Origin of the sequence: Halobacterium salinarum DSM 3754 (assembly GCF_008124605.1) — an archaeon.
GTDB lineage: Archaea > Halobacteriota > Halobacteria > Halobacteriales > Halobacteriaceae > Halobacterium > Halobacterium salinarum.
Map to the genome: position 1 here is coordinate 65,148 of NZ_VRYN01000001.1, position 24,279 is coordinate 89,426.

A 24,279-nucleotide genomic window follows, 5' to 3' on the forward strand; every position below is an offset into this window, starting at 1 on the left:
GTGTGGCGGGCGTCGCCGACAGCCCGTCCGCGTCTGTCCCAGCCGCAGAGACCGTCGGCACCTCGCCGTCCCTGGAGAGGGGCGTCGGCATCATCCTGCTGTTGTCCACACGCGATCAGTACGACGGCGATTCTTCGTGAACACCCGCCACGTCGTTGGCCAGCCGCGCGAACACGAACAGCGCGTCCGACAGCCGGTTCAGGTACGCCACCGCGGTGTCGTTGACCGCGTCGTCGGGCTCGTGGTCCTGGAGCGCGACCGCGCGGCGCTCGGCGCGCCGGCACACCGCCCGCGCCTGATGCAGCGCCGCGCCCGCCTCGCTGCCCCCGGGCAGGATGAACGACTCCAGGGGGTCCAGGCGCGCCTCGCAGTCGTCGATCCACTCCTCGACGTGGGTGACGTGTTCGGCGGTGATCTGTGGGTCGTCGGGCTCGGGCTCGGGGTTCGCGAAGTCCGCCTGCACGACGTGGAGGTGGTTCTGTGCCTCCTGGAGCCAGGCGTCGAGGTCGGCGATGTCCGTCGGGCGGATGGCACCGACCGCGGCGTTGAGTTCGTCCACGGTGCCGTAGGCTTCGATGCGCGGGCTGGCTTTCGAGACGCGGTCCATCGTCCGGAGGTCGGTGTCGCCGTCGTCGCCGCGCTTCGTGTAGATCTTCACGCCAGGGTCACCGCCGCGTAGGTCTGGATGCGCTGACTGTCGGCCATCACTACGCCGCGGTCGTCGTCCACGAGGACGGGAACGCTGCGCTGCCCGCTGGCGCGCTTGACCGCGTTGCGCGCCGAGTGGCGCGCGTCCACGTGGACGGTTTCGTGGTCGATGTCGTCCGCGGCCAGCGTGTCGATCACCGATTCGCAGTCCGGGCAGCCGTCCAACGCGTAGAGGGTGAGCGTCATGGCGGTGTTTCGGGCGGCGCGCCCAAATGTGTTCGTCCCGCGGCGGCGCGACTACTGGGGGTCGCTGCGGGCGGGAGCGGGGTCGTGGTCCGGGAGCGTGAGAGTCGGTGGCGTGACGTATCGGAGGCGCGGCGATGCGTCCGCCGGGATCACGTCGTGGGCCGCGAGCAGCGAGCGGATGCCGCTCGCGCCGCCGAAGTCGCCGCGGTACCACAGGCAGACACGGGGCGCGCGTGCGACCTGTGCGTCGGGGTTGTAGTCGGCGGCGTGATCGAGGTAGGTGTCGGTGAGCGCGTCGAGTTGTGCGTCGACGTTGGCGGCGGTGAACGTCACCGCAAGGCCGGGCGCGTGGCGGGCGATGCGTGTCGCGAAGTGGACGCGTTCGTCGAGCTCGTCGAGGCGGTAGCGGCGGGCGAACGGGCTGGGGAACGGATCCGGGAGGTAGCCCAGGCCGTGGCGCCAGCGGTCCGCGCGGAGGATGTCGTGGGTGATGTCGGCGGCGGTGCGGCGGGTGCCGGCGATCCGGCGGGCGTGCTGGCCGGTGGCGCGTGCGCGCTCGACGAGCGCGCCGTGGACGTTCAGCCAGAACGCGGTGGCGGCGGACTCGTCGTCGCCGAGCGTGTCCAGGATGGACTGGTCGAGGGCGGCAAGCGAGTCGAACAGCGCCGACGCCCCGGTGTCGTGGTGGGCGGTGTGGTAGAGGCGCTGAGCGGCGGCGACGAGGTCGTGGGCTGTCGTCGTGTCGGCGGTTGGTGCGAACACGGGAATCACGCCTCACCAGCCGCTATCGTGAGGTATGTTAACATACCTTGTCATAGTGTGCCACGATACAAACGTCTGTCGCCAGTCCGCGGGTCAGTCCAGGCCCGGGCCGACGACCTCGTAGCCGAGATTGCGCTCCCGCAGCGGGTCGGTGTGCTCGGAGAGGCGGTCGGCAGTCACCACCAGCAACACCGACAGTCCCCGGCTCGCTGCGGCGGGAACGGCGCTGGCCGTCCCGAACCGGATGTCCGGCTCGCTGCCGGCGTCCCGCACTGCAACGAGCGCCTCAACGCCGGCGGCCGCGACGATGTCGTGGGCCGCGAGCCGGGCGGTCACGGCGTCGTCCGGGAGCGCACCGCTGCCGCCGTCCTGGACGACCGGCGTCGACAGCACCGTCACCTCACCGGGCTCGTAGTCGAGCATCCCGTCGAACTCGGCGGTCCCCACGTCCTGGCCGGCCGCGGCACCGGTGACCGCGACCGCCGTTGCACTGCCATCAGCACCCGGAGTGGCGTGCATGACGCCGTCGTGCATCGACAGCGAGACGCGCTCGCCGTCGTCGATGTCGGCGTCAGCAACGGCGGTGTCGACGTCGACCTCTTCGAGGACGCTCTCGGAGACGTACTCCACGAACGTCCGCAGGTCGTCGGTCTGGGAGATGAGCCAGTCGACGCCCTCCTTGGTGACTTCGTATCGCCCGCGTCCGTGCTTGCGCGCGTGCCCCTCCTCGACGAGGTCGCCGAGGTAATCGCTGACCGCCTGGGCCGTGACCCCGATCTCGTCCGCGATCTCCTGCTGGCTGACCGCCGGCTGTCGCTCGGCGATCTCCACGAGGATCTGGTACCGCGTGGCGTTGCGCTTGCTCCGGAGCACGCCCAAGTCCCCGTTCGCCCGTGATTCGACCATTACTGCAAGTTCAGACGACCCCAATTCAAGTAGTTTTGTGTAACCGCCGGCGTCGGGGGCGCTCGCGCCCATCTAAGAAAGCTCACTTTCCCTAATACAACCAAAATTGTTTTGGGTGCTTCTGACGTTGTGCCACCGATGGCACAGACACAGCTCCCGCACGACGCCAAAGCGGGACCGACGAAACCGGAAGTCCGAGCGGTCGTTCGGTCGAAGCTCGCACTCACCGACGACGACCACTTCGTCGAGGTGGGCTCCTGTACGGGCGCCGTGACCATCGCCGCCGCTCGCGACGCCGGCCGCGTCACCGCGCTCGAACGCAAGGCCGACCGCCTCGAAACCACACGCAAGAACCTCGCAGCCAACGGGCTCGCGGACGCCGTCGAGTTGCGCAACGCCGAAGCGCCCGCCGAACTGCCCGCCGACGCCGACGCGCTGTTCATCGGCGGCAGCCGGAACTACGACGCCGTCCTGGATCACGCCGCCGAGACCGGCGTCGACCGCATCGTGATGAACGTCTCCCGGCTGGAAGTCGCGGGCGCAGCCACCCAGGCGTTCCGGGACCGCGACATCCTCACCGAGGTCGTGCAGTTCCAGGTGAGCCACGGCTACGAGCTCGCCGGCGCGACCTCCTTCGACTCCGAGAACCCCGTGTACATGCTCGTCGGGAGCGCCAGCGGCGACACGGAGGCCGACCGATGACCGTCTACGGCGTCGGGCTCGGCCCCGGTGAACCCGACCTCCTGACGCTGCGCGGGAAGCGCACCCTGGAAGCCGCCGACGTGGTGTACTCGCCGGGGCGACTCTCCCGCACGGTCGCCACCCACCACGTCCCCGACTCCCGGATCGGCGACCTCGACTTCCCCATGACCAGCGACCCCGAGAAGCTGCGCGCGGCGTGGCGCGACGCCGCCGCCGAGGTCGCGCCCCGTGCCCGCGACGGCGACGTGGCGTTCGCGACCCTCGGCGACCCCAACGTCTACTCCACGTTCGGCCACCTCCGGCGAACCCTCGACGCGTTCCACCCGGACATCGACGTCCAGACGGTGCCCGGCGTCAGCGCGGTGAGCGCGTTCACCACCGCGCTGGGCGTGGAAGTCGACGCCGGCGCGGGCCTGGCGCTGCGGGAGGCCGCACAGGGCGCATCCCCCACCGGCCCCGACCGCATGATCTTGTTCAAGGTGACCGACGCGCCCGCCACCCACGAGGGGCTCGTGGACGCCGGCTACGACGTGACCTACGGCCGCCGGCTGTACATGGAACAGGGCGACACCACGGTCACGCGCGACCCCGCGGAGATCGCCGACCGGGACTACTACACGCTGGCGTACGCCGAACGCGACACCCTCCAGAAGGACCGCGCGACGGCCTTCGACGACACCGAGGTGGCCGGCGATGCCTGAGGACGCGACGCCCCAGGACGCCATCGACGCCGCCAGCCAGCAGCGCCAGCGCGGCCGCGACGCCAGGGTGTACGACCACACTGCCGGCGACACCCAAGCCGGCATCCCGTTCATCGGTGCCGGGCCGGGCGACCCCGGCCTCCTCACGGTCACCGGCAAGGAGCTCGTCGAGGACGCCGACCTCGTCGTGCACGCGGGGTCGCTGGTGAACAGCGAGCTGCTGGACGAGTACTGCGCGGACGCCGAGACGGTCTCCTCGGTGGGCAAGGACCTCGAAGCGCTGATCCCGCTGATGCGGGACGCCCACGAGGACGGCGACACGGTCGTGCGCCTGCACAGCGGCGACCCCGCGATCTACGGCGCGGCGCTGGAGCAGATGGACGCCCTCGAACAGGAGGGCGTCCCGACGTACATCGTGCCCGGGGTCACGTCGGCGTTCGCGTCGGCGGCGACGCTGCGCACGCAACTGACGCTGAACGGCACCGCCAACCACGTCGCGTTCACGCGCCCGCAGGGCAAGACCCTCGACGCCGAGGACGACCACATCGCGGAGTTCGTGGAGATGGGCGACGTGACGACCTGTATCTACCTCGGCACGCACGCCATCCCGGACGTCATGGAGCGCCTGCTGGCGGACGGCCACGACCCGGAGACGCCGGTGACGGTCGTCTACCACGCCTCGTGGCCCGACGAGGACGTGATCGAGGGCACCATCGAGACCATCGGCGACCGCGTCGAGGACGCCGGCTACCGCGCGTCGGCGCTGGCCGTGATCGGCGACGCCGGGGCCGGCGCGGGCTACGAGCGGTCGTATCTCTACGGCGACTGGGCGAACCGCGGCAGCGACACCGACCAATGAGTACTGACAACGACACCGAGACTGACGACTCCGGGGGGCATTGTTCGACGCCGGACTCCGACGGCGAGGTCGCCGAGGACATCGCCATCGTGGCGTTCGAGCGGAAACGAGACACCGCAGCGGAGATCGTGGCTGGCATCGGGGATCGCTACGACTCCATCGACATCCTCGACTACCACGGCGACGTGTTCGCCGAGCATTGGGGGGAGTACGACTGCTTCGTGGGCCTGATGGCGTCGGGGATCGCGATGCGGAAGACCGCGGGGCTGCTCGACGACAAGTGGGAGGACCCCGCAGTGGTCGTCGTCGACGAGGCGCTCACGTGGGCGATCCCGCTGACCGGCGGCCACCACGGCGCGAACCAGGTCGCCGACGACCTCGCGTCGATGGGGGCGGTGCCGGCGATGACGACCGCCTCCGAGGCCGCCGGCAAGCAGGGCGTCGAGGAGCGCGCGAAGGCGCTTGACACCCACGTGGTGAACGGCGACTCAACGGTCGCCACGAACCTCGCGGTCCTCGACGAGAACCTGGGGCCGGTCGCCCGACTCGACGGGCCACAGGCCGTGGTCGTCGGCGACGACGTGACCGTGCTGAAGCGCAACAGCGACGACGGCGTCGTTCTCGGCACCGGCAGCGTCTCCGGTGCCGACGAACAGCAGTTCCGCGACGCCTGGGCGGCGAGCCTGGCGGCCACCGACTACGACCTCGACGACGTGGAGTTCGTCGCCACCGGCACCCGGAAGGCCGACGAGGAGGGGCTGCTGGCAGCCGCCGAAGCGCTCGGGCTCGGCGTCGTGGCCTTCGAGAAGGAGACACTGGAGGCCCACGAGGGGCCGACCCCCTCCCGGTCGAAGGAGCTCATCGGCTGGCCCGGCATCGCGGAAGCGTCCGCGATCGCGGGCGGCCGCGACAACGAGCTGCTCGCGGAGAAAGAACGCTACGACGAAGCCGTGACCGTGGCGGTGGGCAAATGAGCGACGCGAACGAAGCAGCCGACTACGGCACGCTGTACGTCGTCGGGATCGGCCCCGGGCTGCCGGGTGGGATGACCCAGCGCGCGAAAGACGTGGTGCGGACCGCCGACTGCGTGGTCGCGTCGAACCTCTACCAGGAGTTCCTGCGGCGGGACGGCACGCTGCCGCCCGCGGACGCCGGCGAGCGCCCCGACCAGGAGGTCGTGCGCTCGACGATGGGGCGGCAGATCGAGCTGGCGAAGGAGGCCTTCGAGCGCGTGCGCGACGGCGAAGACGTGGCCCACGTCTCCGGGGGCGACCCCAACGTCTACGGGAAATCCGACCTGGTCTACCTGATGGCCGAGGAGGAGGCCGCGTACGACGTGCCCATCGAGATCGTGCCCGGCGTGACGGCGGCGCTCGGCGGCGCGGCGAACCTCGGCGCGCCGCTGTCGAACGACTTCTGCACCATCTCGCTGTCGGACAAGTGGCGGGGCTGGGCGGAGATCGAGGAGAAGCTGCGCGCGGCCGCCATCAGCGGGTTCGTCGTCGTGTTGTACAACTGCTGGCGGGACTACGAGCGCGCCATCGGCGTGCTGCGCGAGGAGCGCGCCGACGACGTGCCCGTGGCCATCATCAACGACGCCGGCCGCGGCGACGCCGGCCGGAACACCGACGGCGAAACGCACACCATCACCACGCTGGGATCGGTCACCGACCACAGCGGGGAAGTCGGCGGGATGGGGGCGTCGATCCTCATCGGCACCGACGAGACGGCAGTCTGGGAGAACGACCACCGGAAGCATCTCGTCACCCCGCGCGGCGGGCGTGACGTGGAGGATTTCTAATGAGCACTGACGACACCACCACGACAGACGACTCGACCAGCAACTGTGGCGCGTCCACGACGGACACCGACGACTCGGCCAGCAGCTGTGGCGGGGCGTCGGGGAGCAGCGACTCGTCGGGCTGCGGCGCGTCGAGCGACACCGACAGCAACGAGCAGACGGTCTCCGCGACCGTCGACGACTTCGACGCCGACCCCGGCAGCCTCGTGGCGGTCGGGCTGGGCCCCGGCCGCCCCGAGGGCATGACCGACCGCGCGACCGCGGCGCTGGCGGACGCCGAGCACATCGTCGGGTACACGACGTACGTGGATCTGCTGCCCGACGAGATCACCGACGACGCCGAGGAGATCTACGACACCCCGATGTGCGGGGAAGTCTCGCGCACCGAGGAGGCCGTCGACCGCGCGCTCGCCGGCAACCACGTCGCCATCATCGGGAGCGGCGACCCCAACGTCTACGCGCTGGCGGGGTTGGCCCTGGAGATCACCGAGTCGAAGGGCGCGACGCCGTCGATGCTGGACTTCGAGGTCGTGCCGGGCGTGCCCGCCGCGCAGTCGTGTGGGGCGCGGCTGGGCGCGCCGCTGGTCAACGACTCCGTGAGCATCTCGCTGTCCGATCACCTGACGCCGATGCCCGAGATCGAGTCCCGGCTGCACGCCGTCGCCAGCGAGGAGTTCACGATCTCCATCTACAACCCGTGGAGCCGCAAGCGCCGCGAGAACTTCCAGAAGGCGTGTGAGATCCTGCTGGCGCACCGCGACGCCGACACGCCCGTGGGCATCGTCCACGGGGCCGGCCGCGAGGACGAGGAAGTGGAGATCACGACGCTCGGCGAGCTCGAATCCTACGGCGAGACCGACCTCATCGACATGACGACGACGGTCGTGATCGGGAACGCCGAGACGTACGTCTTCGACGACCGCATGGTCACGCCGCGTGGCTACGAGACCAAATACGACTACTGATGTATCGCGTGACAATCGACCGCGAGGCCTGCGATGGCGTGTTCGCGTGCCTGACCCGGGACTCGCGGTTCGTCGAGGACGACGCGGGGCTGGCGACCCTGGACGCCGACGACGGCACCGTCGAGCGGACGAAAGAGACCGTCGTCGGGGAGTTCGACGACGACGAGCGCGTCGCCGACGCCGAGGACGCGGCGGCGGCGTGCCCGTTCGACGCCATCAGCGTCGACGCCGTGGAGGCCGACGAATGACCGCCGACGACATCACGCCCCCGGAGTCGATGCTCGAAGCCCACCCGGAGACGGCGTACTTCTGGGGGGCGGTCGCGGGGGCGGGAACGCTCACGGAGTCCTGCGTGACGGTGACGATGAGCGACGAGGCGGCCGCCGAGACGCTGGCCGTCATCGGGGGTGGCGAGCAGCCCAGCCACGAGGTCCGCGAGCGCGCGTACGCTCACGACACCTCGATCACGCGCCGCGAGGACGAGTACACCGTGCAAGTGTTCGGTGATCTCGCCACCCGCGCCGGGGCGGCGTTCGGCCTCCCGATGGATGACAGCGCCGGCGGCTACCGGCTGGACGCGCTGGCCGCCCACGACCGCCAGCTGTTGCGCGGGCTCGTGGAGGCCTGTGGAACGGTCTGTTTCAAGTCCTCGGCGGGCACAGTCGGGCTGTCGTTCGTCCACGAGGACCGGGCGCTGCTGGCGACCGTGCAGTCGCTGCTCGACGGACTGGCGGTGGCCACGCCCTACGAGGAGCCCGCCGAGTCGTCGTCGGGCTATTACTTCAGCGTCGACGACGACGCCGTCCCGGCGCTCGGGGCGTGGCTCTACGAGGGCAGCGCTGACTCCGGGCTGTACGCGCCCAGTCGCCGGCGGAAGCTCCGCCGCAGCCTCGACCAGGCCACTGCCGTGGACGCATCGCTGCCGGAGGTCGACGCGCCGTGAGCCGCACCGACAGCCCGGCCGGGAGTCTGAACGACGAGGCGGTGTTGCTGGTCGGGCACGGCTCCCGCCGCGAAGCGTCCAACGAGCAGGTGCGGTCGCTCGCCGCCGACCTCGAAGGGCGGCTGGGCGTTCCCGTCGACGCCGGCTTCCTGGAGCTTGCGGAGCCGACCATCCCGGACGCTATCGACGCGCTCGCGCCCGCCGTCGCCAACATTTCGGTCGTGCATCTGTCGCTGTTCGCGGCCAGCCACGTCAAAAACGACGTGCCGGCGGCGCTCCAGCGCGCCCGCAGCCAGCACCCCGAGGTGGAGTTCAACAACGGCTCGCACCTCGGCGTCCACCCCGCCATCGTGGACTTGCTGGACGACCGCGCGGCCGGCGTGGAGGCCGACCTGGGCGTCGACCGCGCGGCCGACGACGTGGCGGTCGTGCTGTGCGCCCGCGGGTCCAGCGACCCGGACGCGAACGCCGACGTCCACAAGCTCGCGCGGCTGCTGTACGAGGGCCGCGGGTTCTCTCGGGTGGACGCCACGTTCATCGGTGTGACCGAGCCGACGCTCGACGAGACGCTGCACGACGTCGCCAAACACCGGCCCGACGCCGTCGTGGTGGTGCCGTACATGCTCGGCGACGGCGTGCTCACGGGCCGCATCCGTGAGGGGGCCGCCGAGTTCGACGCCGACTATCCGTACGTCGAGGCGGCCTGTGGCGACCCCCTGGGCACCGACTCGCGGCTGCTGGACGTGCTCGGGGATCGCTGGCAGGAAGCCCGGACGGGCAGCGTCGAGATGTCCTGTGACACCTGCAAGTACAAGGTGGAACTGGACGGCTACGAGGAGGACGTGGGCGGCGCGAAGGCGATGTTGCGCGCGCTCAACCACCAGGAGGCCCACGAGGACCGCGACGACGTCGCCGACGACCCCCACGCCCACGACGCGCCGGACCGCCACGTCGCGGTCTGCACGAACCAGACGTGTGCCGCCGAGGGCGCACCCGCCGTCCTCGAACGCCTCCGCCAGGAGGGCCGCGACGCCGACGAGGGCAGCCTCCGGGTGACGCGCACCTCGTGTCTCGGGCAGTGCGGGGACGGCCCGAACGTCGCCGTCTACCCGGACGGCGTCTGGTATCAGCGCGTCGATCCCGACGACGCCGGCCGCATCGTGTCGTCCCACACCGACCGGGACCGCATCGTCTCCGATCTCGACTCACAGCTACTATGACCTGCCACGAACTCGAAGCACTGCGACTCGGGCTGATGAACGTCCTCGGCACCAGCGACCGGAGCACCCGCGAGCACGCCGAGAAGGAACTCGAGGGCGAACTGCACGGCCCCATCGAGGGGCTGGCGGAGGCGGACTCGCTGGCGGAGCTCCAGCGCCACCTCGACGCGGCGCTGGTGGACCTCGAAGGAGAGGTCGCCGCCACCGACGAGAGCAACGCCGAGTACGACTACCTGCGGGGCCGCCTGGTCGCCGTGCGGGACGCCGAGCGGGCGCTGGCGAGGCTCGCCGACCACGGCGACGCGTACCTCGACGATCTCGGCGCGACCCACCACGCGCTCCACGATGTCTTCCCCGCCGACGAGTAGCGCGCCCCTGGGCGACATCGAGCCCGCCGGCTCCCGGCAGCTCGGCCGTCGCTCAAGCGTCTGTTGGACCGGCGACGGCGTCGTCGCGGGGCTTCCGGACGGCACCGTCGCGGCGTTCGACGGCGCCCTCGATGAGCGCTGGCGGAACGCCGGCGACGACCGCGGCAGCGTCGTCGCGCTGGCGCCGTTCGCCGGCGGCGTTATCGCCGGGGAACGCGGCGCAGCCGGCGAGATCCGGCTGCACGACGGCGAAACCGGCGCGGTCAGGTGGCGCTATCGGGCCGCCGGCGACATCGGCCGTCCACAGGAAGACACCCGGTTCTTCCTGCCGTTCGTCGTGGATGTCGCCACCCAAGCCGGCGGCGACCGGGCGTTCGTGGCCGTGCGGCGCTACGAGCGCGGCGCCGACGGCGATCGGGCGTTCCAGAGCGCGGTCTACGCGTTCGAGGGCGACAACACCCCCGTGTGGCGGTTCCGGAGCGACGCCTCGCCGGTCAGCCTCGCGGCGGACGGCGACCGCGTCGCCGTCGCGTTCAACCGCTGCCCGGGCGACCAGGCGGCCGGCGTGCTCGTATTGGACGCCGCGACTGGCACCCAGCGGCGGCGCTGGGATCCGACGGGGGGCGGCGACCGGCGCGTCGGCGATGTCGCGCTCACGCCCCGCGGTGTCGTCGCGGCGAGTCACGCGGACTACCGCGGGTACTGCCTCGACGGCGACGGCGTGCAGTGGGTCGTTGATCTCGGGCGGCCCGTCGAGCGCGGCGAGCAGACCGTCTACGCGTACCCGAACCACGTGCACGCGACCGGCGACGGTGCCGTCTTCGTCACCGGCAACACGTACCCCGAGGACGGCCGCGAGACGGACGCCCGGCATCCGACCGAGCACACCGCGGTCGGCGTCGGCCGGGACGGCGGGGTCGCGTTCACCGCTGACGTGGGCGGCTTCGCACACGAGATTGCGGCCGACGGTGCCAGGGTCGCGGTGCCGGTCGCCCAGCATTTCCGGGAGCGCGACCCGGCGCGACACGGCGTCCGCGTCTACGACATCGCGGCCGGGCGGGTGGACGCCTGGCGCACGCCGGGCGTCGTCACTGCGGCGGCAGTCGACGGGCGCACCGTCGCGGCCGTCGAGGAACCGGTCGTGTACCACGACGACGGCGAGCGACGTGGTACCCACCGGCTGCACGCCGGGCACGTCTGAGAGCGGTCGGTGCTAGTTCGCGGACAGCTCATTTTCGCGCCTGGCCGACTGCGTGTTCGACGCGGTCGGCGCTGAGCGCGTCGAGGGGCACGCGTTCACCGTCTGCGGCGTCGACGATGTCGCTGGTGAGCCCCCTGGCGTTGTCGCCGGCGTCGACGACGACGACGTGTGCGCCCCGCTCGGCGAGCGCAGATGCGGCCATTCGGGTCGCCGCCGTGGGGGTGTCGGTGGCGTTCGCCTGGCCGTCAGTCACAACGACGACGACGCTCGTGTCGGGGTCAGCGCGCGCGAGCACGTCGTCGGCGGCTCGCAGTCCCGCTGGCAGCGGCGTTCGGTCGCCAGTGGGGAGGTCTTTGAGGTGGCGGGCGGCCAGCGCCACGCTGTCCGTCGGTGGCACCAGTACGTCGGCGTCGTCGCCCGCGAACGCGACCACGGCGATCTCGTCGCGGTGCTGGTAGGCGTCCCGGAGCAGGTCGAGCGCGACGCCTTTCGCGGCGCGCATCGGCCCCCGCATGGACGCGCTGGCGTCCACCGCGAACACGACGAGCGCGGACGCCGACCCCGCGTTGATCGACTGCCTGAGGTCCCGCGATTCGACGGCGTCACTGCCGCGCGCGGCGGCCGCGCGGACCGACGCAGCGGCGTCGACGTCGTCGGCGGGTGTCGCGCGCTCGGTTCGCACGCGCGCCCCCCGGGCGTCCGGGCTCGGAGTGGCGGACGCACGCCCGGAATCGCCGGTGGCGCGCTCGGCGTCCGGCGCGTCGGCGTCCGGGGCCACGCCGGTGCCTGGTTCGACCGTGTCCCCGCGGGGCTGGCCGGGCACCAGCGGCGCGGCGTCTTCGGTGTCCTCGTCGTCGCCGCGCTCGCCGTCCATCGGGTCGTCGCCGGCCTCGGAGTCGGCGGGGGCCTGGCTGCCCTCGGACTGGCTGTCGTCCGGGCCTCCCGTCGGGGCCTCCGCCCCGTCGGTGTCACCGTCCGGTTCGGCGTCGGCTTCGCCGTCGTCGGTGGGTTCCGGGTCGTCGCCGCCCGCCTCGTCCGAGGTCTCGGCGTCGCCTGCCTCGTCGGACTGGTCGCCGTCGTCGTCGAAGTGGTCGTCAACGACGTCCTCGGGGTCGGGTGCGTCCTCGAAGGGGCGGGACTGCAGGCGGTGTGGGAGCGCGAACCCCGCGGCGCGTTCGATGTCGGCCTCGGTGACCGTCGGGCGGCCGTCGAGCGCCGCGAGCGTGCGGGCGGCGCGGGCGGTGGCCACGTCGGCGCGGTGGCCGTCGACGCCGGCGTCCCGGCAGAGTTCGGCGATCTCGCGGGCCAGCGACTCGGGGAGGTCGACGTCGGGCAGCAGGTCGCGGGCGGTCACCAGGCGGTCGCGGACGGCGGCGGTGTCGGCGGCGTAGTCGCCGTCGAAGCCCGCGAGCGCGCGGTCCATGATCTCGACGCGGTCGGCGATCTCCTCGCTGCCCGCGACGGCGACGCGGAGCGCGAACCGGTCGCGGAACTGCGGGCGGAGGTCGCCCTCCTCGGGGTTCATCGTGCCGACGAGCGTGAACTCCGCGGGGTGGGTGACGCTGACGCCGTCGCGTTCGACGCGGTTGACGCCGCTGGCGGCGGCGTCGAGCAACACGTCCACGAGGTGGTCGTCGAGGAGGTTCACTTCGTCGACGTAGAGGATGCCCCGGTTGGCCGCGGCCAACAGCCCCGGGCTGAACTCGGCGTCGCCGGCGAGCGCGTCGGTCACCGACAGCGAGCCGACGACGCGGTCGCGGGACGCGCCCAGGGGGAGTGTAACGAACGGGACCGGACGCGATTCGACCGGCGGGTCGGTGCGGTCCCGGCAGTCCGCGCACTGGCGGGAGGGGTCCTCGGGCGGACAGCCGTAGGGGCAGTCCGCGACGGCGCGCTGGTCGGGCAGCAGGTCGGCGAGCGCGCGGGCGGTGGTGGACTTCGCGGTGCCCTTCTCGCCGGTGACGAGCAGCCCGTCCAGGGACGCGTTCGCGGCGACGGCGAGCAGCCCCGTTTTGAGGTCGTCTTGGCCGACGACGGCGGGGAACGGCGCGCCGGCACGCCGGTCGGGCGACAGCTTTTTGCTGCGTCCCAAATCAACCATAGTTGTAATACTCCAATGGAGGTTTAACAGCGTTGTGACTGTACTTGCACTCTACACCGCGACCGAGAACGAGCTCGGCGCTGTCCAGGCGGCCGCCGGCCGCGTCGACGTGGATCTCGTCGCGCGCTCGGAGAGCGACCTCGACGACGAGACCGCCGTCGAGGCGTTCCTGGACACCGCCGCGGACGCCGACGCAGCCGTGTTCTGGCTGCACGGCGCCGAGGACAGCATGCCGGGGTACGACCGCGCGACCGCCCGGCTGGCCGACGCCGGCGTCCCGCTGGTGGTGAAATCCACCGGCGACGCCTACGCCGTCGAGGACACCACCGTCGCCGCCGAGGACCGCGACACCGTCTACGAATACCTCGACCGTGGGGGGTCGGCGAACGTCGCCAACTGCCTGCGGTTCCTCGGTGACCGCTACTCGGGGACGGAGTTCGCGTACGACGACCCCGTTGCGCTCCCGACGGAGGGCGTCTATCACCCCGACCACCCCGGCATCGACTACGACGGCCTGCGTGCGACCTTCGACCCCGACGCCCCGACGGTGGCGGTGTGGTTCTACGAGTCCCACTGGACCCACGAGAACACCCGCTACGTCGACGGCGTCGTGCACGCCCTGGAGTCCCAGGGTGCGAACGCGCTCCCGGTGTTCTGCAACCCGGCGACCGACACCGACGAGCAGGAAGACGCCGAGTGGGTCACCGATCAGTGGCTGCTTGCCGACGGCGAGCCGGTCGTCGACGCCGTCGTGTCCTCGTTCATGTTCTCGCTGTCGATGGACGAGCGCGGCCGGTCGGCAAGCGACGAGGGCGACGCCGCCGAGGACGTGTTCCTCGACCGCCTCGGGGTGCCAGTCCTCCAGACGGTCACGACGATGCGCTCGCGGTCCCGGTACGAGTCGGCGGACACCGGCGTGATGGGCTTCGAACTCGCGCTCTCGGTCGCACTGCCCGAGTTCGACGGCAACGTCATCACCCACCCCATCTCGGGCAAGGAGCGCACCGACGACGACGCCGGCATCGGCACCGCGCCGAAACAACACTTCCCCATCGCGGACCGCGTCGAGCACGCCGCCAGCCTCGCCGTGAACTGGGCGCGGCTGCGCCACCTCGACAACGACGAGAAACGGGTCGCCGTCGTCCTCCACAACTACCCGCCCAGCGACGACGGCATCGGGACGGCGTTCGGCCTGGACACCCCCGAGAGCACGGTCAACCTGCTGGACGAGCTGGACGCACGCGGGTACAGCCTCGGTGGGAAGACGCCGCCCGAGGGCCAGGCGCTGATCGAGCAGCTGACCAGCCAGCTCACCCTCGACGACCGCTGGGTCGCCCCCGAGGACGTCCGCGAGCGCAGCGTCGACGTGGTGTCGACCGACGAGTACGCGGCGTGGTGGGCCGACACCGACCCCGAGTTCCGGGCGAACGTCGTCGCGGAGTGGGGGGAGCCGCCCGAGCGGCCGTTCGCGATCCCGGGCGTCGAGTACGGCAACGTGCTCGTGACCGTCCAGCCGCCCCGCGGCTTCGGCATGGACCCGGAGAAAGTCTACCACGACAGCGACCTCCAGCCGCCCCACGACTACTACGCGTTCTACGCGTGGCTCCGCGAGGAGTTCGGCGCGGACGCCGTCGTGCATCTCGGCACGCACGGCAGCCTGGAGTGGCTGCCCGGGAAAACCGTCGGCCTCGACGCCGAGAGCGCGCCCGACGCGCTGCTGGGGGATCTGCCGAACGTCTACCCCTACATCGTCAACAACCCCGGGGAGGGCACGCAGGCCAAGCGCCGGTCGTACGCCGCGGTCGTCGACTACCTCACGCCCGTGATGAGCAACGCCGGCACCTACGACGAGCTCGCCGAGTTGGAGGAGCTGGCGTCGCGCTACCGGGAGGCCGGCACCGGAGCCGGCGCGGACGCCGAGTCCCACATCGCGGACCGCATCCGCGAGCAGGTGGCCGACCTCGATCTCGCCGTCGAACTCGGCATCGAGGGCGAGATCTCCGAGAAAGCCGACGTTCGCGGCCCCGACGCGGCCGGCAGCTCGCTCGCGGAGGGCGCCGTGGACGGCGACACCGTGGGCATCGAGGCGCTGGTCGAGCGCGTCCACGAGTACGTCACGGACGTGAAGACGACCCAGATCCGGCTGGGCCTGCACACGATGGGCGAGCCACCCGCGGACGACCGCCTGGTGGAGTATCTCGTGGCGCTCACGCGCCTGGAGAACCCGGGCGCGCCGTCGCTGCGGGAGTCCGTCGCGGGCGTGCTCGGCGTCGACTACGAGACGATGCTCGACTCCCCGGGCGAGTACAGCGAGGCCCTGGGGATGACGTACGCCGAGGCCGCCGACGAGGTGTACGAGACGAGCGTCGACCTCGTGGAGACGCTCGCCGCCGAGGGGTTCGACGTGCCGGCGTCGAACGTCGCGGCCGGCCCCGACGACGAGGTGAACATGAACCTCCTCGTGGTCGACATCGACACCATCGGTGACGCCCGCGCGAAGTCGGGCGCACACGACGACCTGCGTGCGGTGTTGGCGTTCATCTGCGAGGAGGCCGCCCCGCGCGTGTTCGGGGCGGAATCGGAGATCCCGCAGACGGCCGACGCCCTCGACGGCGAGTACGTCGAACCCGGCGGGAGCGGCGCGCCCACCCGGGGCGGCGTCGATCTGCTGCCGACGGGCCGGAACTTCTACACCCTCGACCCGCGGAAGGTCCCCGCCAGAACGGCGTGGGACGTGGGCAAGGAGGTCGCCGACGGCGTCGCCCAGCGCCACCAGGAAGACGAGGGCGAATACCCCGAGGAGGTCGGCGTGGTCGCGTGGGGGACCCCGACGGTCCGCACGCGCGGGGAGACCATCGCGCAAGTACTCGGCCTGATGGGCGTCCGGCCGGTCTGGACGGACGCCGGCCGGGTCGACGACGTGGAGCCGATCCCCCTTGGGGACCTCGGCCGCCCGCGGATCGACGTGACCACCCGGGTGTCGGGGCTGTTCCGGGACGCGTTCCCGCAGGCCGCCGGCGTCGTCCACGACGCCGTGGACGCCGTCGTCGACCTCGACGAGCCACACGACATGAACTACGTCAAAAAGCACGTCGAGGCGGAGGCGGCCGAACTCGAAGCCGAGGGCGTCGAGAACCCCGAACAGGCCGCGAAGCGCCGCGTGTTCACCACGCGGCCGGGCGGCTACGGCGCGGGGACGAACAAGGCCGTCGACGAGGGCGAGTGGGACGACCGCTCGGACCTCGCCGACGTCTACGTCCAGTGGGGCGGCTACGCGATGGGGTCGCGGGGCCGCGTCAGCGAGGCCCACGACGCCTTCGAGCGCCGCCTCGGGAACGTCGACGCGACGGTGAAAATCGAGGACACGATGGAGCAAGACGAGTTCGACTCCTCGGACTGGTACGCGTTCCACGGCGGGTTCATCACCGCCGTCGCCGAGGAGAGCGGCGCGGAGCCGGCCTCGTACGTGGGGGACTCAAGCGACCCGGACAACGTCGACGTCTACACCAACGAGGAGAAAGTGCGCAAGGCGATGCGCGCCCGCGTGCTCAACCCCGAGTGGCTGGACTCCATGGAGGACCACGGCTACAAGGGTGCCGGCGACCTCTCCTCGACGGTCGACGTGACGCTCGGCTGGGACGCGACGACGGGCGTCGTTTCGGACACGCTCTGGGCGGACGTGGCCGAGAAGTACGCCTTCGACGAGGACCGCCAGGAGTGGCTGCGGGACGTGAACCCGTGGGCGCTGTCCTCGATCACGGACACGCTGCTTGAGGCGATCGAGCGCGACCTCTGGGGGGCCGACGACGAGACCGCCGAGCGCCTGCGTGACCTCCACCTGCAGGTATCGGGCGACCTGGAGGCGCGCGCGTCGGGCGAGCACGACACGCCAGCCGACGGCGACGAACGCGAGACACCACTACATGACGACTGACACCACACCGGACGGCGACGACGAACAGGACTTCGAGTCGTACGCGGACCTCGGCGCGACCACGGAGAAGGCCTTAGACATCGCGGAGACGAGCATGGATCGGGTGCGCGAGCTGGTGCCCGACGAGACGCTCGCCGACCGCCTCCGCCAGAAGTCCGTGCACGCGACCGGCGACCCCGAGTTCCAGCACCTGCTGCGGTTCAACGGCGGCGAGCCGGTGCGAGCGGGCGCGCGCGCCGTGCTCGACGAGGCACCCATCGTCACCGACATCACGATGGTGAAAGCGGGCGTGACCGGGCGGGGCCACGACTGCGAGGTGCGCAAAGCCATCGGGAACGGCGCCGAGCTGGCGGCCGAGACCGGGATGACGCGGACGGCGGCGTCGGTGCTCGAACTCGACAAGCAGGGCGTCTACGACGGCGCGATCGCGGTCGTCGGGAACGCGCCGACGGCGGCGCTGGCGCTGGCGGACTGCATCGCGGACGGCACCCGGCCGGCCGTCGCCGTCGCCACGCCCGTCGGGTTCGTGAAGGCCGCCGAGAGCCGAACGCGGCTCCGCGAGGTCGCCGCCGAGTACGGCGTGCCCGCGGTCACGAACGTCGGGCGCCGCGGCGGCAGCGGGCTCGCGGCGGGACTGACGAACGAGCTGGTGCACGTCGCCAGCGACGTTCGGGACGGCGACGTCTCGCTGACGGAGTCATGAGCGAGGAGTACGACCTCGATTCGGGGCCGGATCCGGCGTCGTTCGCCGCCCAGACCCCGGAGCCGGCGGCCGGCGACCACGCCGTGCACGCGGTCGGCATCGGCCCCGGGAACCCCGCGTTCCTGACGGCGCGCGGCGAGCGCGCGATCCGGGACGCCGAGGTGATCGTGGGCTTCGAGACGGTCGTGGAGTTCGTCGCCGATCTGACCGACGCCGACCTGTTGACGTGTGGGTATCGCGACGAGCAGGCCGCGCTGTCGGCGTTCGGCGAGCGCGTGGCCGACGGCGCACGCGGGACGGCGGTGTTGATGGGTGACCCGAACCACTCGGGCTACCAGTTCCTGGGGAAAGTCGAGCGCGCGGTGGGCGAGCCCGTGCGGGTGGTGCCGGGCATCTCCTCGCTGCAGGTGGCGGCCAGCCGGGCGCGCACCCCCATGGAGGACACCACGTTCGTGACCCTGCATAAGAGCGGCGACGTGAGCGACGGGGTGGCGCGGCTGCGGGACGCCGTGGGCGACCGCCACCTGCTGGTGTTGCCGCGGCCGTTCGACCTGATGCCGGGGGACATCGCCGCCGACCTCCTGGAGGCGGCGGACGCGGCCCCGGATCTGGACGCCCTCGTGTTGGAGCGGCTCACCCACGACGACGAGTCGATCACGCGAACCACGCTGGGGGAGCTGGCCGCCCACGCGGGCGAGGAGACGCCGTTCTCGGATCTGTCCGTGCTGGCCGTCCGGCGGTCGGCTTAAGCGCCGTCGCCGTCGGTGGCGAACGCCGGCGCGGTGGCCGTGAGCGTGGTCGCGGCGGTGGTGTCGCGGTCGGCGAGCACGCGCTGCTGGGCCAGCGTGGCTTCGACGGCGTCCGTGAGCCGTGGGTGCGCGCCCAGCGGGTCGGCGTACGCGATGCCGCCGCGGGCCAGGTCCAGCCGGTCGGGGATGTCGCGGTCGGTGGCCGCGCCGGCGGCGACGAACACCGGGACGACGACGGCGTCGTCGGTGCTGAGGTTGTATCGGAGGCATTCGACGGCGGGGTTCTGGACGAGGTGGCTGGTGGCGACATCGTCGTACGTCCCGCGCTCGCGGAGCCTGGCGGCGTGGTATTCGGCGACCTGGCGGTGGTAGGGCAGCGAACTCGCGCCCAGCGTGACGAGGCCGATCGCAGACGGGGCGTCGGCGGCGGCGTCGGTGGCGCGGTCGTGGATCACGTCCGTGACCGCGCCGCTTCGCCCGATGGGCTCGCAGTACTGCACGGTCGCGTCGGTGAGCGCCTGGAGGGCGGCGGGCACGCCGACCGTGGTTTCGCGGGTGTGGGCGGTGGTCATCGGAACGGCGAACACGCGGTCGGCGTCGATGGCCGTGAGCCGGCCGCGCAGATCACGCCGGGGCTCGTGGTCGTAGTGGCGGGCGTGGACGGCGTCCGCGACGGCGCGCCCGCGGAGGCGCTGGGCGTGGGTCGCGAGTGTTTCACGGGCGTGGGGCGTGTCGCGGCCGAGCAAGAGGAGCGCGTCGCGTGTCATGGGTGAAGCAAGCTGGGTTGTCCGAACCCAACTGTGGTTGCATACGGCGTCGTGCCATCGACGCTAATAGCTTGCGCTGGCTCCCCGGCGGCGACCGGGTGATCGACCACCGAATTAAAGAGTGTCTCCACACTGAAACGACGTATGTCCGGAACACCAGACACGCTGTTCGCACTCGCCGCGGGCGCAACCCGAACGGCAGCCATCGAGGGGATCAGTGCCGCCGGCGCGGATCCCGCGCTGATGGCACACACGCCGAGCGCGGACGCCGAACTGCTGACGTACGGCCACACGGTCCGTGCGCCCGTGGTGCCGGTCAGCCCGTCGGGGTGTCCGACGCCCGCGGTCATCACGCGAGCGGTCCGGGAGCTGGTCGGCTTCGAGTCGCTTGTCATCGACGCCGGGCTCGCCGAGCCGACGGGCGCACCCACGGTGACCACGGGCATCAGCCCGGGCGCGGACATCCGCGATGAAACCCCCGTTCCGGACGCCGAAGCGGCGTACAGTGCGGCCTACGAGTTCGGCCACGGCCTCCACACTGACGAGCTCGTGATCGCCGAAACCATTCCGGGCGGCACCACGACGGCGATGGGAGTGTTGGCGGCGCTGGGCGAGCCCCGGATCGTGTCCTCGTCGCTGCCGAACAACCCCGTGGCGCTCAAAGAGCGGGTCGTCGACGACGCGCTCGCGGCAAGCGGCCTCGAACAGGGCGACCTCGCGGGCGAGCCCGTCGCGGCAGTCCGGCAGATGGGTGATCCGGTGTTGGCCGTGGTTGCCGGGCTGGCGGCGGGCGCGCTCGACGCCGGGATCGACGTGACGCTTGCCGGCGGCACCCAGCTCGCGACCGCCGGCGCGCTCGTCCGCCACGACGGCGTGACCGAGCCGATGACGCTCGCCACCACGTCGTTCGTGGCCGGCGACGATTCGGCGGGGATCGACGCCCTGGCGGCCGACCAGGACCTCGCCGTGACCGTCACCGACCCCGCCTTCGAGGCGCGGGAGTCCCACCCCGCGATGGCCGCCTACCTCGACGGCGAAGCCAAGGAGGGCGTCGGGATGGGGGGCGCGCTCGCGCTCGCCGCGGAGGCCGGGATCGGAATGGACTCGGTGCGCAACGCCATCATCTCAGTGTATGACAGAGTCTGAGTCGGCAAGCGGGATGGACGGCGTCGTGCTGGGCGGGACGGCGTCCGGCGTCGGAAAGACGGTGGCGACGCTGGCGGTCGCGCGGGCGCTCGCCGACGCCGGACACGACGTGCAGCCGGCGAAGGCCGGCCCCGACTTCATCGACCCGAGCCACCACGAGCCGGTCGTGGGCACGCCCTCGCGGTCGCTTGACCCGTGGTTGTCCGGGACCGACGGCATGCGCCGGACGTACCACCAGGGGGACGGCGACGTCTGCGTGGTCGAAGGCATGATGGGGCTGTACGACGGCTCCGTGGCCAGCACCGCGCGCGTCGCGAGCGAGCTCGACCTCCCGGTGGTGCTCGTCGTGGACGCCAGCGCGGGCATGCAGAGCGTCGCCGCCACGGCACTGGGGTTCCAGGCGTACGCCGCCGAAGCATCCGTCGACGTGGACGTGGCGGGCGTGCTCGCGCAGCGCGCCCACGGCGGCCGCCACGCCGACGGGATCCGGGACGCCCTCCCGGACAGCCTCACGTACTTCGGGCGCGTCCCGCCGCGGGACGACTTGGACGTCCCGGACCGCCACCTCGGCCTCCACATGGGCTCGGAAGCGGCGATCGACGACGACGCCGTGGACGCCGCCGCCGCCCACGTCGCCGCCAAGCGCATCGCGGACGTGGCGCGAACGCCGCCGCGCCCGCCGGCCCACGATCCGGCCCCGGACACCGGCCAGACGGTCGCGGTCGCGGACGACGCGGCGTTCTGTTTCGCGTATCCGGCGACCCGCGAGCGCCTCCGCGAGCGCGCCGACGTGGTCACGTTCTCGCCGGTTGCGGGCGACGACCTGCCGGCCTGCGATGGGGTCTACCTGCCCGGGGGGTACCCCGAGTTGCACACGGACGCCCTCGCCGACGCGCCCGCCCTGGACACGCTGGGCGCGCGGGCCGCCGACGGCCTGCCGGTGTTGGGTGAGTGTGGCGGCCTCATGGCGCTGGCCGAATCGCTGACGACGACCGACGGCGACACCGCCGAGATGGCGGGCGTGTTGCCCGCTGACGTGCGGATGCAGGACCGCTATCAGGCGCTGGACCACGTCGAGCTCCGGGCGACCGGGGACACCCTCACCGCCGGCTCCGGGGCGACGCTGCGTGGCCACGAGTTCCACTACTCCGCGGCCACCGTGGCCAGCGACGCGCGCTTCGCGTTCGCCGTCGAGCGCGGCGACGGCATCGACGGCGACCACGACGGACTCACCGAGTACCGGACGCTGGGCACGTACGCCCACGTCCACCCCGAGAGCACCGCGTTCGACGCCTTTCTCGATGCATTATGACAGCCACCGACGACGACACCACGACCGCCGACGAACAGGACGCCGACACGATGCGGCCCGCCGAGATCACGCCCACCGCCCCCGCGGAGTTCGGGCTCGTGCAGGTGTGGTGGGGTGACGGCAAGGGCAAAACCACGGCCGCCCTCGGGATGGCGATGCGGGCGGCCGGCCACGGCTTCCGCACGCACGTGGTGCAGCTGATGAAAGGCGGGACCGGCACCGTCGAGGACGTGCGCGGGGAGTACGCCGCCATCGACGCGGTGCCCGGGATCACCTACGAGAACGCCGGCCACTACGGCTGGCACGGGTTCCACGACGGCAGTAGCGACGACGAGCACGCTGCCCGCGCGAACGGCGGGCTCGCGCGCGCCCAGGAGATCGTGGACGCGTCCACCGGGGTGGACGGAGCGGTGCCCCTCGACGCCGACCCCACCGAGGGCGTGCATTTGCTCGTGCTGGACGAGGTGTTGTACGCCGCCAACCGCGGGCTGGTCGACCCCGAGGACGTGGTGGCGCTCATCGACACCAAGCCCGACGACCTGGAGGTGGTGCTCACGGGCGGGCACACGGAGCCGACGTTCGTGACCGAGCGCGCGGACCTCGTCACGGAGGTTCGGAAGCAACGCCACCCCATGGAGAACGGGCAGGGCGCGCGCAAGGGGACGGAGTACTGAGATGACCGCGGGCGAGGACTGCCGGACGATCCTGGTAGCGGGGACCGCCTCCCACGTCGGGAAGAGCACGGTCGCGGCGGGGCTCTGTCGGCTGCTCGCCGACCGCGGGCTGTCGGTCGCGCCGTTCAAGGCCCAGAACATGAGCAACAACGCCCGCGCGGTGCCGGTGGCCGACGGCGCGCCGCCAGCCGCCGACCCGTGGGGTGAAATCGGCGTGTCCCAGTACGTGCAGGCGCGGGCCGCCCGCACGGCGGCGTCGACGGACCACAACCCGGTGTTGTTGAAGCCCCGCGGGGACGCCGAGAGCCAACTCGTCGTGGACGGGCGGGCGGTCGGCCACTACAGCGCGGGGTCGTACTACGAGTCCCACTGGGCGGACGCCCGCGACGCCGCGGCCGCGGCCCACGCCCGCCTGGCCGCCGACAACGACGTGGTGGTCGCGGAGGGCGCCGGCAGCATCGCGGAGCTCAACCTCCACGACCGCGATCTGGCGAACCTCGAAACCGCGCGGTTCGCCGACGCCACCATCCTGCTCGTCGTGGACATCGAGCGCGGCGGCGCGTTCGCCAGCCTCCACGGGACGCTGGCGCTGCTGCCCGACGACATCCGCGACCGGGTGGCGGGCGCGGTGATCACGAAGTTCCGCGGGGATCGGTCGCTGCTCGACCCCGGCATCACCGAGATCGAAGCGCGCACCGGCGTGCCGGTGCTCGGCGTCATCCCGCACGACGACCCGGGGTTGCCCGCGGAGGACAGCGTGTCACTGCCGGACCCCAGCGAGCGCGTGGTGGACGGCGGCCAGGACGGCGTCCCCGACGCGGCGTCGGTGACGGTGGCGGTGCCACACCTCCCCCACATCTCGAACTTCACTGACCTCGCGCCGCTGGCGCGCACGCCCGGCGTCCGCGTTGCCTACCAGCCACTGGACGCGCCGCTGGCGGCGGCCGACGCGGTCGTGCTCCCCGGCACCAAGAACACCGTCGACGACCTGCGGGCGGCCCGGGAGGCCGGCCTCGGGCGGGCGCTGCGCGCGTTCGACGGCCCGATCGTCGGGCTGTGTGGCGGCTACCAGATGCTCGGCGACCGCATCACCGACGCCGCCACGGAGTCCACGGCCGACGACCTCGGGGCCGTCGACGGCGTTGGCGTGCTCCCCGTGGAGACCGCCTTTCAGCCGGACAAGCGCGTCGAGGCGGTCACCCGAGAGCTCGCCGACTGTGGGGCGCTCGGCGGCGCAACGGGCGCCGTCACCGGCTACGAGATCCACATGGGCCGAACCACCGTGCCGGACGGCGTCCCCCAGCCGGTCGGCCCGGCGAGCGCGGCCCGGGGGCGCGTGCTCGGCACCTACCTCCACGGGCTGTTCGGGAACGACGCCGCACGCAGGGGGTTCCGGGACGCCGTCTTCGCGGCCGCCGGCGTCGAACAGCCCGCGCCCGCCGACACCCCTGACCAGTCGCCGTCCGATGCGGCAGCCGCGCTCGTCGACGCGCACGTCGACCTCGACCCGCTCGGGGTGCCCCCCGCCCCGGACGCGTGACCGACCGATTCAAGTCCGCGTGCGGCCAGCG

24 protein-coding genes are annotated in these 24,279 nt (G+C 72.1%); 18 read left to right on the forward strand and 6 right to left on the reverse strand.

Annotation, left to right across the window (positions count from 1 at the left end):
- Positions 1-115 precede the first annotated feature (115 nt).
- The 4 genes from APQ99_RS00310 to APQ99_RS00325 all read right to left on the reverse strand — a co-directional run bounded on the left by APQ99_RS00310 (position 116) and on the right by APQ99_RS00325 (position 2,562).
- Complete coding sequence (locus APQ99_RS00310) at positions 116-658, reverse strand: cob(I)yrinic acid a,c-diamide adenosyltransferase (RefSeq protein ID WP_136361489.1); 543 nt, start codon at positions 656-658, stop codon at positions 116-118.
- A complete protein-coding gene (locus APQ99_RS00315) occupies positions 655-894 on the reverse strand; it encodes a glutaredoxin family protein (RefSeq protein ID WP_010903129.1) in 240 nt (79 codons plus the stop codon). Before APQ99_RS00315 ends, APQ99_RS00310 begins: the two co-directional genes overlap by 4 nt.
- Positions 895-945: 51 nt before the next feature.
- Entirely contained in the window at positions 946-1,656 is a 711-nt protein-coding gene (locus APQ99_RS00320) for a DUF547 domain-containing protein (RefSeq protein WP_229373349.1), read from the reverse strand.
- 93 nt (positions 1,657-1,749) lie between these two features.
- Positions 1,750-2,562, reverse strand: a complete 813-nt coding sequence (locus tag APQ99_RS00325) for a DUF7839 domain-containing protein (RefSeq protein WP_010903130.1) — start codon at positions 2,560-2,562, stop codon at positions 1,750-1,752.
- Positions 2,563-2,700: 138 nt separating this feature from the next.
- Here APQ99_RS00325 and cbiT point away from each other — a divergent pair, with 138 nt between their 5' ends.
- The 11 genes from cbiT to APQ99_RS00380 are packed head-to-tail and all read left to right on the forward strand — an operon-like array spanning position 2,701 to position 11,322.
- Positions 2,701-3,264, forward strand: coding sequence for a precorrin-6Y C5,15-methyltransferase (decarboxylating) subunit CbiT (gene cbiT / locus APQ99_RS00330; protein ID WP_010903131.1), 564 nt, complete (start codon positions 2,701-2,703; stop codon positions 3,262-3,264).
- Positions 3,261-3,965, forward strand: a complete 705-nt coding sequence (locus APQ99_RS00335) for a cobalt-factor II C(20)-methyltransferase (RefSeq protein WP_010903132.1) — start codon at positions 3,261-3,263, stop codon at positions 3,963-3,965. Before cbiT ends, APQ99_RS00335 begins: the two co-directional genes overlap by 4 nt.
- Complete coding sequence (locus tag APQ99_RS00340; protein ID WP_010903133.1) at positions 3,958-4,824, forward strand: cobalt-precorrin-4/precorrin-4 C(11)-methyltransferase; 867 nt, start codon at positions 3,958-3,960, stop codon at positions 4,822-4,824. Before APQ99_RS00335 ends, APQ99_RS00340 begins: the two co-directional genes overlap by 8 nt.
- On the forward strand, positions 4,821-5,798 hold the full coding sequence (cbiG, locus tag APQ99_RS00345) for a cobalt-precorrin 5A hydrolase (RefSeq protein WP_136361491.1): 978 nt from the start codon (positions 4,821-4,823) through the stop codon (positions 5,796-5,798). Before APQ99_RS00340 ends, cbiG begins: the two co-directional genes overlap by 4 nt.
- Positions 5,795-6,625, forward strand: a complete 831-nt coding sequence (locus APQ99_RS00350) for a precorrin-3B C(17)-methyltransferase (RefSeq protein ID WP_136361492.1) — start codon at positions 5,795-5,797, stop codon at positions 6,623-6,625. Before cbiG ends, APQ99_RS00350 begins: the two co-directional genes overlap by 4 nt.
- Positions 6,625-7,590: a precorrin-3B C(17)-methyltransferase gene (gene cobJ / locus APQ99_RS00355; RefSeq protein WP_136361493.1), complete on the forward strand. Its 966-nt coding sequence runs from the start codon at positions 6,625-6,627 to the stop codon at positions 7,588-7,590. Before APQ99_RS00350 ends, cobJ begins: the two co-directional genes overlap by 1 nt.
- Positions 7,590-7,838: a ferredoxin gene (locus APQ99_RS00360; RefSeq protein WP_010903137.1), complete on the forward strand. Its 249-nt coding sequence runs from the start codon at positions 7,590-7,592 to the stop codon at positions 7,836-7,838. Before cobJ ends, APQ99_RS00360 begins: the two co-directional genes overlap by 1 nt.
- Complete coding sequence (locus APQ99_RS00365; RefSeq protein ID WP_136361494.1) at positions 7,835-8,533, forward strand: cobalamin biosynthesis protein; 699 nt, start codon at positions 7,835-7,837, stop codon at positions 8,531-8,533. Before APQ99_RS00360 ends, APQ99_RS00365 begins: the two co-directional genes overlap by 4 nt.
- On the forward strand, positions 8,530-9,753 hold the full coding sequence (locus APQ99_RS00370; protein WP_136361495.1) for a CbiX/SirB N-terminal domain-containing protein: 1,224 nt from the start codon (positions 8,530-8,532) through the stop codon (positions 9,751-9,753). Before APQ99_RS00365 ends, APQ99_RS00370 begins: the two co-directional genes overlap by 4 nt.
- Positions 9,750-10,121, forward strand: a complete 372-nt coding sequence (locus tag APQ99_RS00375) for a DUF3209 family protein (protein WP_136361496.1) — start codon at positions 9,750-9,752, stop codon at positions 10,119-10,121. The genes APQ99_RS00370 and APQ99_RS00375 overlap by 4 nt, the downstream gene beginning before the upstream one ends.
- Complete coding sequence (locus APQ99_RS00380) at positions 10,099-11,322, forward strand: PQQ-binding-like beta-propeller repeat protein (RefSeq protein ID WP_136361497.1); 1,224 nt, start codon at positions 10,099-10,101, stop codon at positions 11,320-11,322. The genes APQ99_RS00375 and APQ99_RS00380 overlap by 23 nt, the downstream gene beginning before the upstream one ends.
- Before the next feature lie 28 nt (positions 11,323-11,350).
- Here APQ99_RS00380 and APQ99_RS00385 read toward each other — a convergent pair whose 3' ends face one another.
- On the reverse strand, positions 11,351-13,423 hold the full coding sequence (locus APQ99_RS00385; protein ID WP_136361498.1) for a magnesium chelatase subunit D family protein: 2,073 nt from the start codon (positions 13,421-13,423) through the stop codon (positions 11,351-11,353).
- Between the two features lie 34 nt (positions 13,424-13,457).
- Here APQ99_RS00385 and cobN point away from each other — a divergent pair, with 34 nt between their 5' ends.
- Genes cobN through APQ99_RS00400 form a run of 3 tightly spaced genes read left to right on the forward strand, consistent with a single transcriptional unit; the run spans position 13,458 to position 18,809 of the window.
- Positions 13,458-17,357 (forward strand): cobaltochelatase subunit CobN, encoded by a 3,900-nt coding sequence (gene cobN / locus APQ99_RS00390; protein ID WP_136361499.1) that lies wholly within the window; start codon positions 13,458-13,460, stop codon positions 17,355-17,357.
- Positions 17,347-18,060 carry a precorrin-8X methylmutase gene (locus tag APQ99_RS00395; protein ID WP_010903144.1) on the forward strand — a complete coding sequence of 238 codons (714 nt, stop codon included), beginning with the start codon at positions 17,347-17,349 and terminating at the stop codon, positions 18,058-18,060. The genes cobN and APQ99_RS00395 overlap by 11 nt, the downstream gene beginning before the upstream one ends.
- Positions 18,057-18,809, forward strand: a complete 753-nt coding sequence (locus APQ99_RS00400; RefSeq protein ID WP_010903145.1) for a cobalt-precorrin-7 (C(5))-methyltransferase — start codon at positions 18,057-18,059, stop codon at positions 18,807-18,809. The genes APQ99_RS00395 and APQ99_RS00400 overlap by 4 nt, the downstream gene beginning before the upstream one ends.
- On the opposite strand, the gene APQ99_RS00405 is transcribed toward APQ99_RS00400, so the two are convergent.
- Entirely contained in the window at positions 18,806-19,576 is a 771-nt protein-coding gene (locus APQ99_RS00405) for a sirohydrochlorin chelatase (RefSeq protein WP_010903146.1), read from the reverse strand. The two genes, APQ99_RS00400 and APQ99_RS00405, sit on opposite strands and share 4 nt — an antisense overlap.
- 144 nt (positions 19,577-19,720) lie before the next feature.
- On the opposite strand from APQ99_RS00405, the gene APQ99_RS00410 reads away from it, so the two are divergent.
- From APQ99_RS00410 to APQ99_RS00425, 4 genes are read left to right on the forward strand one after another with little or no spacing between them, the layout of a single operon-like run.
- Complete coding sequence (locus APQ99_RS00410) at positions 19,721-20,722, forward strand: nicotinate-nucleotide--dimethylbenzimidazole phosphoribosyltransferase (protein WP_012289355.1); 1,002 nt, start codon at positions 19,721-19,723, stop codon at positions 20,720-20,722.
- A 13-nt stretch (positions 20,723-20,735) separates the two neighbouring features.
- Entirely contained in the window at positions 20,736-22,034 is a 1,299-nt protein-coding gene (locus APQ99_RS00415) for a cobyrinic acid a,c-diamide synthase (RefSeq protein WP_012289356.1), read from the forward strand.
- A gap of 50 nt (positions 22,035-22,084) precedes the next feature.
- Complete coding sequence (locus APQ99_RS00420; RefSeq protein ID WP_049892603.1) at positions 22,085-22,708, forward strand: cob(I)yrinic acid a,c-diamide adenosyltransferase; 624 nt, start codon at positions 22,085-22,087, stop codon at positions 22,706-22,708.
- A 1-nt stretch (position 22,709) separates the two neighbouring features.
- Positions 22,710-24,248, forward strand: coding sequence for a cobyric acid synthase (locus APQ99_RS00425; RefSeq protein WP_010903150.1), 1,539 nt, complete (start codon positions 22,710-22,712; stop codon positions 24,246-24,248).
- Positions 24,249-24,279 lie beyond the last annotated feature (31 nt).